At 41.8% G+C, this 14,390-nt stretch carries 13 protein-coding genes; 4 read left to right on the top strand and 9 right to left on the bottom strand.

Going from position 1 to position 14,390, the window contains the following annotated elements:
* Positions 1-93 precede the first annotated feature (93 nt).
* Together ASE55_RS18465 and ASE55_RS18460 are read left to right on the top strand one after the other, a co-directional pair.
* Entirely contained in the window at positions 94-501 is a 408-nt protein-coding gene (locus tag ASE55_RS18465) for a hypothetical protein (RefSeq protein ID WP_056223192.1), read from the top strand.
* 64 nt (positions 502-565) lie between these two features.
* Entirely contained in the window at positions 566-1,525 is a 960-nt protein-coding gene (locus tag ASE55_RS18460; RefSeq protein ID WP_056223187.1) for a D-2-hydroxyacid dehydrogenase, read from the top strand.
* A gap of 65 nt (positions 1,526-1,590) precedes the next feature.
* On the opposite strand, the gene mscL is transcribed toward ASE55_RS18460, so the two are convergent.
* Complete coding sequence (gene mscL / locus ASE55_RS18455; RefSeq protein WP_056223185.1) at positions 1,591-1,980, bottom strand: large conductance mechanosensitive channel protein MscL; 390 nt, start codon at positions 1,978-1,980, stop codon at positions 1,591-1,593.
* Between the two features lie 186 nt (positions 1,981-2,166).
* Here mscL and ASE55_RS18450 point away from each other — a divergent pair, with 186 nt between their 5' ends.
* Entirely contained in the window at positions 2,167-3,678 is a 1,512-nt protein-coding gene (locus ASE55_RS18450; RefSeq protein WP_056223183.1) for a bifunctional ADP-dependent NAD(P)H-hydrate dehydratase/NAD(P)H-hydrate epimerase, read from the top strand.
* 157 nt (positions 3,679-3,835) lie between these two features.
* Here the strand turns inward: ASE55_RS18450 and ASE55_RS18445 are convergent, their stop codons facing one another.
* The 3 genes from ASE55_RS18445 to yidD form a co-directional block, all read right to left on the bottom strand.
* Entirely contained in the window at positions 3,836-5,272 is a 1,437-nt protein-coding gene (locus ASE55_RS18445) for a serine hydrolase (protein WP_056223181.1), read from the bottom strand.
* 243 nt (positions 5,273-5,515) lie between these two features.
* Positions 5,516-6,364 (bottom strand): prolipoprotein diacylglyceryl transferase, encoded by an 849-nt coding sequence (gene lgt, locus ASE55_RS18440; protein ID WP_056223191.1) that lies wholly within the window; start codon positions 6,362-6,364, stop codon positions 5,516-5,518.
* Between the two features lie 447 nt (positions 6,365-6,811).
* The gene (gene yidD / locus ASE55_RS20560) at positions 6,812-7,051 is read right to left on the bottom strand and encodes a membrane protein insertion efficiency factor YidD (protein ID WP_056223189.1); all 240 of its coding nucleotides are present in this window, start codon (positions 7,049-7,051) and stop codon (positions 6,812-6,814) included.
* Between the two features lie 195 nt (positions 7,052-7,246).
* Between yidD and ASE55_RS18430 the strand changes: the two genes are divergently transcribed.
* Positions 7,247-8,524, top strand: coding sequence for a replication-associated recombination protein A (locus tag ASE55_RS18430; protein ID WP_056223179.1), 1,278 nt, complete (start codon positions 7,247-7,249; stop codon positions 8,522-8,524).
* 48 nt (positions 8,525-8,572) lie between these two features.
* Here ASE55_RS18430 and ASE55_RS18425 read toward each other — a convergent pair whose 3' ends face one another.
* From ASE55_RS18425 to ASE55_RS18405, 5 genes are all read right to left on the bottom strand, one after another.
* On the bottom strand, positions 8,573-9,010 hold the full coding sequence (locus tag ASE55_RS18425; RefSeq protein ID WP_056223177.1) for a hypothetical protein: 438 nt from the start codon (positions 9,008-9,010) through the stop codon (positions 8,573-8,575).
* A gap of 118 nt (positions 9,011-9,128) precedes the next feature.
* A complete protein-coding gene (locus tag ASE55_RS18420) occupies positions 9,129-11,357 on the bottom strand; it encodes a DUF2339 domain-containing protein (protein WP_056223175.1) in 2,229 nt (742 codons plus the stop codon).
* A gap of 126 nt (positions 11,358-11,483) precedes the next feature.
* Complete coding sequence (locus tag ASE55_RS18415) at positions 11,484-12,227, bottom strand: hypothetical protein (RefSeq protein WP_056223173.1); 744 nt, start codon at positions 12,225-12,227, stop codon at positions 11,484-11,486.
* Positions 12,228-12,237: 10 nt separating this feature from the next.
* Positions 12,238-12,984 (bottom strand): hypothetical protein, encoded by a 747-nt coding sequence (locus ASE55_RS18410; RefSeq protein WP_056223171.1) that lies wholly within the window; start codon positions 12,982-12,984, stop codon positions 12,238-12,240.
* A gap of 441 nt (positions 12,985-13,425) precedes the next feature.
* Positions 13,426-14,172 carry a hypothetical protein gene (locus tag ASE55_RS18405; RefSeq protein ID WP_056223169.1) on the bottom strand — a complete coding sequence of 249 codons (747 nt, stop codon included), beginning with the start codon at positions 14,170-14,172 and terminating at the stop codon, positions 13,426-13,428.
* Between the last annotated feature and the right edge of the window lie 218 nt (positions 14,173-14,390).

The raw sequence follows: 14,390 nt of genomic DNA, 5'->3' as shown, positions 1-14,390 counted from the left end.
ATAATAGATTTTAATTAAGGAAATCAATATAAATTAAGTTTAACAAGCCTTTTTAGCGTAAAAAACATAACTTTGTTATTCAATATTTTTATGATGGAATTAGAGTATAAAGAGCACATCAGTCCGATTCTTAAGGATGGTGTCAAAAATTATTTAATAGATATCGACGGAACCATTACAGAAGATGTTCCTAACGAAGAACCCGGAAGAATGGTGACCTGCGAGCCTTTTCCTGACGCACTGGAAACCATTAACAAATGGTATGATGAAGGGCATCAGATCTGTTTTTTTACTTCCAGAACCGAAGACCTGAAGCAGATTACCACCGATTGGCTGGACAAACACGGGTTCCGTTACCACAGTGTTTTATGCGGAAAACCGAGGGGCGGGAACTACCACTGGATAGACAACCATCTGGTAAGAGCTACACGCTACAAGGGGAAATTCACGGATCTTGTTGAAAAACAGGTAACCATTGAGGTATTCAGAGAAGAAGATTAAAAAATTAATACACAGATTAAACGATTAATTAATCATTTAACAATTTCTAAATCAATAAAAGTTTATGAAAGTTTTAGCAAACGACGGCCTGGATCAATCCGGTATTGATGCCCTTACTGAAAAAGGTTTTGAAGTAATTACCGCAAAAGTTCCGCAGGAGCTTCTGGTAGATTATATCAATGAACATAAGATCCGTACCATTCTGGTGCGCAGTGCAACCCAGGTAAGAAAAGATATTATTGACAGCTGCCCTTCCATTGAAATTATCGGGAGAGGCGGTGTAGGTATGGATAATATAGATGTGGATTATGCCCGGGAAAAAGGGATCCATGTGATCAATACACCTTCGGCATCTTCAGAATCTGTGGCTGAGCTGGTTTTTGCCCATCTGTTTTCAGGAGCCCGGTTTTTACAGGATTCCAACAGGAAAATGCCTGTAGTAGGGGATACGGAGTTTGCTGCTTTAAAAAAATCATACGCTGCCGGTATTGAACTGAAAGGAAAAACAATCGGTATTGTCGGCATGGGAAGGATCGGCCAGGAAGTGGCAAAAATTGCCCTTGGGCTGGGAATGAGAGTGGTGGCAGCAGACAGCAATGTAGGAAAGGCAACCATTAAAGTTACTTTTTATAATAAGCAGTTCATCAATGTGGATATTGAGACAGAACCGCTTCAGGATGTTCTGCAGCACTCAGATTTTATCACGCTCCATGTTCCGGCTCAGAAAAACGGGTATATGATCGGTAAAGAAGAATTTGAAATGATGAAAGACGGCGTGGCAATCGTGAACTGCTCAAGAGGCGGTGTTATCGACGAGACTGCTTTAATTGAGGCTCTGGATTCAGGAAAAGTGAAATTTGCAGGTCTGGATGTGTTCATCAATGAGCCTACACCTTCAAAAGATATCCTGACCCATTCAAAAATATCTTTAACCCCTCACACGGGGGCATCAACACTGGAAGCCCAGGACAGAATCGGCCTTTCACTGGCTGAGCAGATCTCAAGTATTTTACAGATCCATTGATCGTCGGTCTACCGTATCTGAATAAATAAAGCACTTCAAATCAGATTATTTGAAGTGCTTTATTTTTATATGTTGTTTTTACTTTTGAGTAAATCCCGTATTTCCATCAATAATTTCTGATCTTCCGTAGGGCCTGCCGGTGCCGCCGGTGCTGCTTCCGGTTTTCTGTTCAGGCTGTTCACTCCCTTAATAAGCATGAACAAAACAAAAGCTACAATAATGAAGCTGATAACGGATGACAGGAAATTGCCGTATTTAATACCTTCCCAGGAAAGTTCTGCGATATTCTTTACATTGGCTTTTTCCAAAGCAGGATTCAGAAGGAGCGGAGTGATGATATCATCCACAAATGACTTTACAATGGCACTGAATGCGGCACCTATAATGACACCAACTGCCAGATCCAGAACGTTGCCTTTAAATGCAAATTCTCTAAATTCTTTTACAAATCCCATAATTAATTTTTAATGTGTTATCCTACAAAAATAGTATTTTAAAGTGCAGGAAAATATAATTTCTGCCATTTTATAACAAAACAGACATAATATCTGTAAAACACAGGTACCACATTATCAGTTGTTCTGTTTTTGTTTTATGGCAGGTTAAAATTTCTTTTGTAAATTGCTTGTAAAATTAAGCCAATGAAGATTTTCACAGCAGAACAGATCCGTAATTGTGATCAGTACACCATAAAACATGAACCTGTTGCCTCTCTGCAGTTAATGGAAAGAGCAGCACAGGCTTGTGTAGACTGGATCTCCGAAAACTGTAACAACCACAGGAACTTTGCCATTTTCTGCGGGAACGGAAATAATGGCGGAGACGGTTTTGTTATTGCCAAGATGCTTTATCTCAAAGGTTTTGATATTGATGTTTTTACCAGCCCCAAAACCGGGTTTTCTGCCGATGCCCAGAGTAATTTCAAAAGCCTGAAGGAAATTTCCGGGATATCGATCCGGGATTTTAAAGAGGCGGAAAGCTACCGTTTTGACAGCAGGACGGTAATTATCGATGCGCTTTTCGGAACCGGATTGTCCAGGGATCTGCAGGGTGAACTGAAGGAATTGGTTGACCTGCTGAACCTGCAGAATAACATTAAAATTTCAGTAGACATGCCTTCCGGGCTTTTTGCTGATAAGATTTCTCCTTATAATCCCACTATTTTCAAGGCAGACTATACACTCAGTTTTCAGTTCTGGAAAAGGACGTTCCTCCATCCCGAAACCGGAAAATACACAGGGAAAGTCCATATTATGGATATCCGCCTGAGCGAAGATTATATTTCTGAAACCGAGACTGATGAATTTGTCATTCATAACATGGTTAAAAATATTTTTAAGCCCAGAAATGAATTTTCCCACAAAGGAACGTACGGGAAAGCTACCATTGTAGGAGGAAGTTACGGTAAAATAGGGGCAGCAGTTCTCGCAACAAGAGCAGCTTTAAAGACCGGGACAGGCCTTACTTTTACCCTGGCACCGAAATGCGGTTATGAAATCCTTCAGACGGTGAATCCTGAAGCGATGTTCATCGAGGGCGGAACTGATTTTGTGGAAACTTTTGAAGCCGATGAAGATTCTGTTTTAGGAATCGGGCCCGGACTGGGAACCGGTGAAAAAACAGCAGAAAAATTTCTGGAATTTTTAAAAGGATATTCAAAGCCCTTAATCCTGGATGCCGATGCCCTGAATATTATTTCAGAAGACAGACAGAATATAGCGCTGATTCCTGAAAAATCCATTATTACCCCGCATCCTAAAGAGTTTGAAAGGCTGTTCGGGGAAACCGAAAATTCTTTTGTAAGACTGGACCTGGCCAAACAGAAAGCAAAGGAACTGAATATTTATATTGTCCTGAAAGACCACCACACACAGGTCATTACTCCGCAGGGACAGGTTTTTTATAATATCACCGGGAATTCCGGGCTGGCAAAAGGCGGAAGCGGGGATATCCTGACCGGTATTCTAACCTCTTTCCTTGCACAGAAGTATTCTGAAAAAGAAGCAGCTATTTTAGGGGTTTGGTTTCACGGAAAAGCAGCGCAGTATGCCTGTGAAAATTTTTCCAAAGAAGCAATGCTTCCCACGGATGTCATTCACTCATTCGGAAGTGTATTTGAAGAACTGGAAAGAAAAGTAGCACGAATGCTGTAATAAATCGGGGATAACAGAAAATAGGAATCGTACAACAGGGTTCAGCCGCTGTTAAGGTTGCCGGCAGTGGGAATTAAGTGTAAAAGGATTTTATTTAAAAAAATAATATGCCGGCAGCTTTACCTGAAGTCCGGTGAAAAATGTTCTTCATGACGTTTTATTTCGAAATGATCTCACTCAGGACTTTTTTCCCATTTTCATTGTCGGGATTTAATGCAATCGATCTTCTGTACATTTCAACGGCTTTGATTTTGTCTCCCATTTTCAGCAATATCTCTCCATAACTGTCATAGGCGTTCCAGCTTTCCGGGAACAGATGAACATTGAGCCTGAAAATCTCCAAAGCTTCTTTCTGGTGACCGTTTGCCATCATCCGGTATCCCCAGTTATTGAGTTCGTCTTCTTTAGGATCAAATTCAGGATTTGCCTTTTGTTCTTTTTTCACGAATTCTATAGCCTTGTCAAACCCTGTTTCCTGCAGGCTTTTTCTTAAATAGGTGAGTGGATCTGCTTTCGTTATATCCGGATTGTAGCATCCGGCAATTTCCTCAATAAAATCTTCGGGAGCGCTTCCTGCCAGGTTGGTTAATACAATAATCGCCAGGTGGTCATCCGGATAGACCAGCAGGGCTGATCGGTTTCCGCCGGACATTCCAATCGCTTTATGGTTTTTCCGTAATTTAGTGATTCCCCAGCCGCGTGCCCAGCTGGTAGGTGTTCCGTTATTGAATTTACCTGGTGACCACATCCTATCCAGGGTTGATGCCTTTTGAAATAACCTGCCGTTTTGCAGAGCCATGATCCAGGTTGCCATATCTTCAGCCGTACTGTTAAGGCCGGCTCCGGTGCGGATAAAATCCGGAAATTCGGTATAGGTATTGGTGAGTCGGGTTTCACCTTTCCTGCCGTCAGAGAAGCTGTTGTAGCGGTAAGAGGGTGCGTAACCTGGAATAAGATCTCTCGAATCTCCGAATACCGTGTTTTTAAGATGTGCAGTTCTGAACTGTTTATTTTCGAAGAAATCGGTAAAGGACGTACGGGTAAGTTTCTCAATAATTTTGCCCAACAAATAATAATTCGTCTGGTTGTAGCTGAATTGTTCCCCTGTTTTAAATTCCATGGGAAGTGTTTTGAGCTTTTCCCAGATGGCGGCCTCGGTCTTTAACGGGCCGATATTCCCCGTCATCGGATCAAGGAGCTTCAGGATCTCGGGCAATCCCGAAATATGGGTTAACAGCTGGTCAACAGTAATCTTTTGCCATTCAGCAGGAAGGTCATCCAGATAGATGCTTATAGGATCTTCAAGCTTGATCTTATCCTGTTCCACCAGCTGCATCACGGCAACACCGGTGAAAATTTTTGTATTGGAGTTGATCGGGAAAACAGAGGCATTGCTTACCGGGATATTATACTGTAAATTCGCGGTTCCATAGGATCTGCTGAGAACGATCCGGCCATTTTGAACAACTGCCAGCTGTACTCCGGGGATTTTCCTTTCTTTCATTTCTCTTTGAATGATCTCATCAACAGGGGCTTTAGCCGGCTGAGCGGAAAGCTGTAACGAAATGAACAGCAGCAATAAATAGGTTCTCATCCTATTAAAACAATCCTGCAGTACTTTTCATTACACCGGAAAAAATAAAAACAGATTTTTATATTTCATCAGCGAATATCTTTCTTAAACGGATCAACTTCCCGCTATTCCCGCCAGATACTTGAAATTGCAGTATGGGTTAAGTAATATAACCATAAAAAAAGCAGATCTGTAATGATACAAATCTGCTTTTTTGTGAACCCGCCGTATGAGTGGCAGTCTCAGAATTTTATAAATAGCTACCTAATCCGGCTTTTCGTTTTCCTCTTTCGTGATGGTGAACTTCTTGGAAATAATCATAATAACCACCCCTGCAATCATGAAAGGAATGGAAAGTACCTGGCCCGTATTCAATCCTCCGAACTGGATAAACTCGTCACCCTGAGGTTCTTTCAGGAATTCTACAAAGAACCTGATGGCCCACAGGATAATAAAGAACAGGCCGAAAAGCCATCCCTGCTGGTATTTCTTATTGGTTTTTCTGTATAGAATCCATAATAAAACAAACAGGCAGACATATCCGAAAGCTTCGAATAACTGCGCCGGATACCTTGGTACCGTAAGGCCGTATTCGCTGCTCTGCTGCGGGAACAGGATGGCGAAAGGGGAGTTGGGATCTACCGGCTTACCGATGATTTCAGAGTTGAAAAAGTTACCCAGCCTTACAAAAGCACCTCCTAAAGAGACCACAATTCCCAAACGGTCATATACCCAGAAAGGGTTTTTCCTGATGATTTTAAATGAATAATACAGGGTGGTGAAAATCAGGGCAATGGTAGCACCGTGGCTTGCCAGTCCGGAAAATCCGGTGAATTTAAATCCGTTTTTGGTGCTTATCGGTAAAAATACACTCCAGAAGTCCTCTTTGAAAAGCTCAGGCTGATAAAAAATCACGTGGCCCATTCTGGCACCCAGGATAGTCCCGATCAGGGTCCAGGTAAAAAGCGGTTCCAGGTATTTCTGGTTAATATTGTCAATTTTGAAAATTTTGTTCATTAAAACATAGCCGAAACCAAAAGCAAAAATGAACATCAGGCTGTAAAAGTGCAGTGTAATGGGCCCCAGCTCAATTCCTTTTGAAGGGTCCCAGATTTTATAGGTGGTTTCAAGGCTTACGGAATCACCGGCAGTAAGCGGCTTGTCTGTTTTCACTGCATACCTGAAATTTGTAATGTTTTCTTTGGTCGGGGCAGTTTCCACAGGTTTGAAATTCTTATCCAGAAACTGATATTTCGCATCTTTAAACTTAGCCAGTGTCAAAGCACTGAAATTAAAATAGGCAGGCTCGAAATTAGATTCGTTCAGGATGATCAGGACGTTTCCGTTTACTTTCCTGTCCGGAAATACATTGAGGTCGCCCAGTTCTGTAGTGGAATATACCTTAACGGGAATATCGGCGGAGTTCACCTTTAAAGTAGCGTCAGACATTCCGTCCGGGTAATTTTGCGCAAAGAAAGACTGGGTAACCAGCGCAAAGAATACGAGATAAAATCTGAAAAAAATATTACTCATTTCTATTTTTTTAATAGTTTGTTTTTTTTAATGATTGTGTTTCGGCGGAACGGGGTCATAGCCGCTTCCTCCCCACGGGTGGCATCTTGAAATTCTTTTTATTCCCATCCAGAACCCTTTAAAAATACCGTGAACCTGCAGCGCTTTTACCATATAATGCGAACAGGTAGGCTCATACCGGCAGTTTTTAGGCAATAAGGGTGAGATAAACCATTGGTAAAATCTGATCAGTATTACCAGCGGGAAAGTGATTATTTTATTGGGTATAAGTTTCAAAACAGTGCAAAAATAGGCTAAAAAATTGAAAATTAGTTTAAATTTGTTATAAGTTTGGGGATTGCAGAGGCCTGTTCGTCGGATAAATTCCGGGGTTTGTCGAATGATAAAACCAAGAGGCAAACCATCCATAAATCTGCAGCCGTCCCGGAGCTTAAAAATACAGTCAATTAAATCTGAACAACCTTGGATCAAAATATTCCTTTAGCTGAAAAATTAAGGCCCAAAACACTGAACGATGTTTTAGGGCAGGAGCACCTTACCGGTGAAAAAGGCACCATACGGAAAATGCTCGAAAATAATTCTCTGAATTCCCTTATTTTCTGGGGACCTCCGGGAACGGGGAAAACCACGCTTGCTGAAATTGTTTCAGAACAGTCAGGGAGGAAATTCTACAAGCTTTCTGCCGTTTCTTCCGGCGTGAAAGATGTGCGTGACGTTATAGAAGATGCCAAAAAACAGAACCTTTTTTCCGGAAAATCCCCGATTCTGTTTATTGATGAAATTCACCGGTTTAATAAATCCCAGCAGGATTCCCTGCTTCACGCGGTGGAGAAGGGCTGGATTGTTCTGATCGGGGCTACTACCGAAAACCCAAGCTTTGAGGTGGTTTCGGCCCTGCTTTCCAGGAGCCAGGTGTATATCCTGAAATCACTCACCTATGAAAAGCTGGAAGAACTCATTGATATTGCCCTGGAAAGATTTAATAAAGATGAAAAAACAGATTTTACGATTATAGAAAAAGAGGCATTCATCCAGTATTCCGGCGGTGATGCAAGAAAACTGATCAATTCCGTAGAGCTGGTCCTGAACCAGTACAGGAACTCTTCCGTATCTGAAATCACCAATGAAACGGTGCTGGAAGTCCTGCAGGAAACCATGGCGCTGTATGATAAGAACGGCGAACAGCATTACGATATTATTTCCGCATTCATCAAATCCATGCGCGGAGGCGACCCCAATGGTGCCGTATACTGGCTGGCCAGGATGATTGCCGGAGGCGAAGATATCAAGTTCATTGCCCGCAGGATGCTGATTCTTGCTGCGGAAGACGTGGGGCTGGCCAATCCCAATGCATTGGTAATTGCCAATAACTGCTTCCAGGCTGTGAATGTCATCGGGAATCCTGAGGCAAGGATTATTTTAAGTGAAACAGCAGTCTATCTGGCAGTTTCCCCGAAAAGCAATTCTGCATACATGGCCATCAACGAGGCACTGGCGCTGGTGAAAAGAACCGGGAACCTGCCTGTGCCGCTGCATCTGAGAAATGCGCCGACCAAGCTGATGAAAGACCTGGATTACGGCAAAGAGTATAAATACGCCCATTCCTATGAAGGGAATTTCGTGGATCAGGATTTTCTTCCGGAAGAGATCAGGGAAACCAGGCTCTATCAGCCCGGGAACAATGCCACGGAGAAAAAGATTTATGAAGAACTGAAGAAAAAATGGAATAACAAATACTAAAAAGGATGCTCAGCTGAGCATCCTTTCATTTAAATATGATCTGAGAAATTATTTCCTGGTGGTAATGGATACGGCTTTTTTACCGTTATGGTCCACAGACTGCATATTGTACAGGATGTCTCCGTAAACCAGCGTGTCCGTATTCGTAAATTCATATCCGTCAATCAGAACCGGGGTGTCTTTCGGAAGCCCGAACTGGATGTTGACTTCAGACAATGCAAGCCTGTCCAGGGCACCGATCCCACTTTTAAGTTTATACTCTGCCAACCCGTTGTCTGCAATATAACTGAACTTTTTCAGGTTCTGCGGAAGTTCCGCTGCTGTTTTATACGTACGCGTACTCTGGATGGAATTTTTATGATTGGCAGTAAACATATCTACTGTTCCTACAATATCATTGGCAACTGCAAATTTTGCCTGGGGATTCTTCTGGGCAAACAGAGTGGCAGAAGACAGCAGTAAAAAAGAGTAGAGTAATTTTTTCATAATGTTTGGGAATAAATAGCGATTAAAAACTGGATAAATATAGTTATTTTTTGCAAAATGTAAATAAAATTTTACGATTATTTAATCAATAATGGTAAATGATACACTTTTGTTATCATTATTCAGGGTTTTCCTGCGAATGTTCATTTTTCTTATCCATTATATTGCTGATGATCTTTTTTAATCTCTGAAAGATCAGCGAACTGAACAGTAAGATAATTCCCAATATGATAAATGCGATGATTCTTGAAACATTGTCCATTTCCCATACATCATAAGCATATAATTTCAGGATCATAAGGGCAAGGAGTGAAAATCCGGCCCTGCTGTATTCCGTTCTGTGTGTTTTCAAACCTTTGTAAATAAGCAGGCTGGCAGCAACGGCCCAGATAATAGGCAGATACAGCAGGCTGAAATGCTTGCCGAGCATGGTAAGGTCTGCACCGGAATCTGCATTAACAATTATATACAGGTGATAAGCTTCAAAACTTACTGCAGTAACGGCAGCGGCGGCAATGAGCCAGTAGGAAATCCTTGTGCTGAAAAAGTCTGAAACCGGCAGGATTTTCACTAAGGTGTATATAAAAGGAATGCTGTACAGTAAATATACCATATAATAATCCGCAGGAATTTTTTTAATCAGATAATCAGAAACCAGTCCGGTGCCTGCGGTTGAGGTATTGATTATGATGAAGACCAAAAACAGGTAAAGAAGCGGTATTTCCAGAAGCGTTCTGATGTTCAGCTTTTTCCGGAACAGCAGCAGCAGAAAAATATAGCAGATGCTGAAAAGCATGGCCATACTGAAAATCACCGTCTGAGGTTTTGATGCTATATGATACAATATTTCAAAAAGGAAGGCAAAATAAATAATCAGGTAGCTTATGATGGTAAACATATTTTCAAGATGAGTGCCCTTGTTATTTCCGGTAGATTTTCTCAGTAAAATAAGGTTGACGAAAGTGGTTACCACCGTGATAAAGCTTGTAAGGAATACAGGATTTAAGAGTACAGCCAAAGATTTGGCATCAATATATTCGGTCCAGCTGATGATCTGTGCACAGATAACCAATGGGAACAGAACATAGAAACATGATCTGAAAATGGTATGGCCCGTTTTCTTCCAGATAAATATAAGCAATGTGGCTTCAATTGCCCATACACTCGTAATTAAATGTGCCTGAAACTGTAAGGCAAATGCGGCAGTAATAAGTCCCGCAGCAATTCCTGTAAAAACAGAGTAGGGCACCCCGAAATTCTTCCGGGAGTACTCCCTGAAAAGAAGTCCCAGGTTAACCAGTGCAAAACCGGCCGGAAAAATGATGACAGGCCCGTATTGTAGCGTATTAAAAATATACACCAGTCCGGTGATGCTGGTAAAATTAATCAGCACAAGCATTAAAATATCAGAAGACGGTAAAATGTCTTTTTTAAAGTAATCCTGTAAAGCAAATAAATAGAAAATCAGATAGCCGACAAGGTAAAAATAAACACCGGAAATTTCCGTCTTTTCAACAGTCCAGAACAACAGGTAGATGCTGGTGAAAACAAACGCAATCCATCCGACGCTCTTCCAGTTTTTCAAGAACGCTATGATCAGCATCCCGATATTCAAAACGGTGATATAGGTGAATAAAAAAAGATAGTTGCTTGCTCCGGTACTGATCATCAGCGGAGCGAGAAACCCTCCGAATAAAGAGAAAATAATTAAAGTCTCACTTTTATAGTAATAGGAGAGTGAGAGGGAAACCAGTGTGATCAGGCAGATGACGGAAAAAGCCGTGTTCTGTGAGAATAGATGGTATTCCCTGAACCCGATGGTCGCTGTAAAGTAAAAGACCGCAATTCCTCCGCCCGTAACAATGGATGAAAAAACAGCGTAGTGCTTCCGCAGGAAATGGCTGACGGTAATAATGGCTGCTCCGGCCACAAAACCAATGGCCGCTCTTGCCGTTTCTCCCAGCCAGTTCCTGTCAATGGCATACTTTACAAAATACCCGATCCCCAGGACGAGTGTAAAAATCCCGGCGATGGTTAAGGCATTCTGCTTCAGAAATTCAGCAATAACAGCAAGATGGTCTTTCTTTGGCTGATGAGGTAGGTCTTCTGCCAGCGGAAGAGCGGATGATGTAGCAGGCAGTTCCTGCTCCTGATGCTGTACAGGAACTGACGATTCCATATCCGGTTCTTCCGTTTCTTTTATGTCTTTTATCTGGCGGACAGTACTGCCGGTAAATTCTTTCCTGAGGTCGGAAATTTCCTTTTCCAGTTTCTGTACTCTGTGATTCAGATGGTTGAAAATGACGAAAATGACAATAATTAATATAATGATCAGGAAATACATCATTCTTCGTTTGTTTTGGAATCCCAAATATAATGAAATGTTTGTTAGGCCCTGAAAAATTAATCCACCGTACATTCCTGTACGGTGGATTATTATTGGTATGATGTAACCGTTACATTACAGATTCTTTTAGTTTGATACTTTATAGACATGGAAAGAGGTCTGGCTAGCTCCTATCAATCCCGGATCAAGCACTGAAGCATTGGTAATTCCGAAAGAAATCCGGTCTCCTGCCTGGAAAGTAAAATCGTTATCAGCGGTTTCATTTGAAAGGGTTATTTCCTGCGAGTTTATGGTTATCCCGTCGAAGCTTTTTGCATCAATTAAGGTATATGTTCCTGCCCGGTTTCTTAACACGGCAACCCCGGTAGAATCCGGGAGCACAGATGACAGAATACCGAAGCCGTAACGGAATGAAAATCTTACATTATATACTCCGTTGCTGGGAACAACGTAAGCATAATCCGTATCGGAAAATACAGCGGTTGTACCCAGTGTCCGTTCTGGGGTAACGAAATTAACCGGCCTGAATCCGTTGGGCAGAATACCCATGTCAATAAGGGTGGTACCGTTGGTTTTACGGGCTGCATACACGGATGTGCTTACACCGGTAGTGGCATTGATCTGGCTGATTGTAGAATTGACAATAAGCTGTGGGTTTACCTGTGCCACCTGAAAGTCACCGCCCGTGTTCTGGTTTACCGCTAAAAGCTGGTATCCAGGCAGCGAAGGAGCCGAAGGGGTAGCCCTGATTTTTACAGTTCCGTTAATATCTAAAGAAGCCTGTGGGCTTGATGTATTGATCCCTATATTCTGTGCAGACAGGGGGATTGCCGCAATGGCAAGCCATGTGATATAAATCTTAGTTTTCATATTTAAAAGTTTAGTTTGATACTTTATGAATATGGAAAGATGTGACACTGGCTGATATTAATCCCGGATCAAGCACTGAAGCACTGGTAAGCCCGAAAGAAATCCGGTCCCCTGCCTGGAAAGTATAGAGATTATCAGTAGATTCATTTGAAACGGTAAGGTTTAATGAACCCAGGTTGGCTCCGTCAAAACTTTTTGCATCAATTAAGGTATAGGTTCCTATCCTGTTTCTTAACACGGCAACCCCGGGAGAACTGCTTAGTAAATATGCCTGAAGACCGGTTCCGTAACGGAATGAAAATTTTACAGCATAGACACCGTTGCTGGGAACTACATATGCATTATCCGTATCAGAAAATACGGCGGTTGTGCCCAGTGTCCGCTCTGCGGTAACGAAGTTTACCGGCCTGAATCCGTTGGGAAGAACACCCAGGTCAACAAGGGTGGTGCCGCTGGATTTCCGTGCTGCATACGCAGATGTGCTTACACCGGTAGTGGCATTGATCTGGCTGATTGCAGAATTGACAATAAGCTGTGGATTTACCTGTGCTACCTGGAAATCACCGTTTGTGTTCTGGTTAACAGCAAGAATCTGGTATCCCGGCAGCGAAGGAGCGGCAGGGGTAGACCTTATTTTTACCGTTCCGTTTATGTCTAAACTAGCCTGTGGATTGGTTGTATTAATCCCAATACCAAATTGGGCAGATAACGGAAGCGCCATCAAAGCAAGAAGCGCGCTGCAGATTTTAGTTTTCATGTTAAAAATTTAAATAAAGTAATAATGCTGTCTTAACAGTTTTCGGTGCGGAAGATAATGATATTACCATCTACCACAATTTTATTAACGGGTTATTTTTAAACATTTTAGCATAATACCTGTTCAGATGCAGTACCACAGGGTTTATAGTGATATTATAATTTTAAATAACATCATGCGGTATGTTTATTTTAATTTATTAATATTCTGGTATTCAATTATTTAGTTTGAATTACTCTACTTTTTAAATGTAGAGTAATATGAGATTTCTCTCCCGTTTACAGCAGCGCGGCTCCTTATTTTGTAAAACAGGCGCTTTCTTATGTGAAGAAATACCATAATTCCTCCAAAGCGTTTGTCAGGCTTAAAAAAATAATCCACCGTACGGGAATGTACGGTGGATTATGATAATGTTATGGTGTAAATTACGTTACATACTGTTTAGTTTGATACTTTATAAATGTAGAAAGAGGTTGTACTGGCTCCTATCAAACCTGCATCAAGTACTGAAGCACTGGTAAGTCCGAAAGAAATCCGGTCTCCTGCCTGGAAGGTAAATAGGTTATTGACACTGGCTTCTGAAATCGTAAGATTTAAAAGTCCGAGGTTGGCTCCGCTGAAGCTTCTGTAGTCAATTAAAGTATAGGTTCCGGTCCTGTTTCTTAACACGGCAACCCCGGGAGCACTGGATAATAAGGATGCCTGCAGGCCGGTGCCGTAACGGAACGAAAAGCCGATAGCATAAACTCCGTTGGAAGGGACAACATAAGCATTATCCGTATCAGAAAATACGGCAGTGGTACCTAATGTCCGCTCTGCAGTTACAAAGTTAACGGGCCTGAACCCGTTAGGCAGAACACCCAGGTCAATAAGGGTGGTACCGCTGGTTTTACGTGCTGCATACACGGATGTGCTTACACCGGTAGTGGCGTTGATCTGGCTGATTGCAGAATTGACAATAAGCTGCGGATTTACCTGTGACACCTGAAAGTCACCGCCCGTGTTCTGGTTTACCGCTAGAATCTGGTATCCCGGCAGCGAAGGAGCCGCAGGGGTAGCCCTGATTTTTACAGTTCCGTTAACGTCTAAAGTGGCCAGCGGGTTTGTGGTGTTAATCCCGACTCCGGTCTGAGCGAAGAAAGGAACAGCCATCAAAGCCAAGAATGCGCTACAAATTTTGGTCTTCATGTTCTAAAAAATTTAGTTAATAAATCAGTAATGTTATCTCAGTAGTTTTCAGCTGAAAGATAGCAAATATTATGCAAACCGCAATTCTGTTATTAAATATTTTTAACCAATTTATGCTAAATTCTTTGTGGTTACGCAATATTAAAGGGTTTATGTTGAATAAAATTAACCATAACTCTAATTATGGCTAATTTTATATAAAATGATATGGTATATTA

Origin of the sequence: Chryseobacterium sp. Leaf201, from assembly GCF_001421435.1 — a bacterium.
Taxonomy (GTDB): domain Bacteria; phylum Bacteroidota; class Bacteroidia; order Flavobacteriales; family Weeksellaceae; genus Chryseobacterium.
This window is presented reverse-complemented; position numbering and strand designations above follow the sequence as displayed.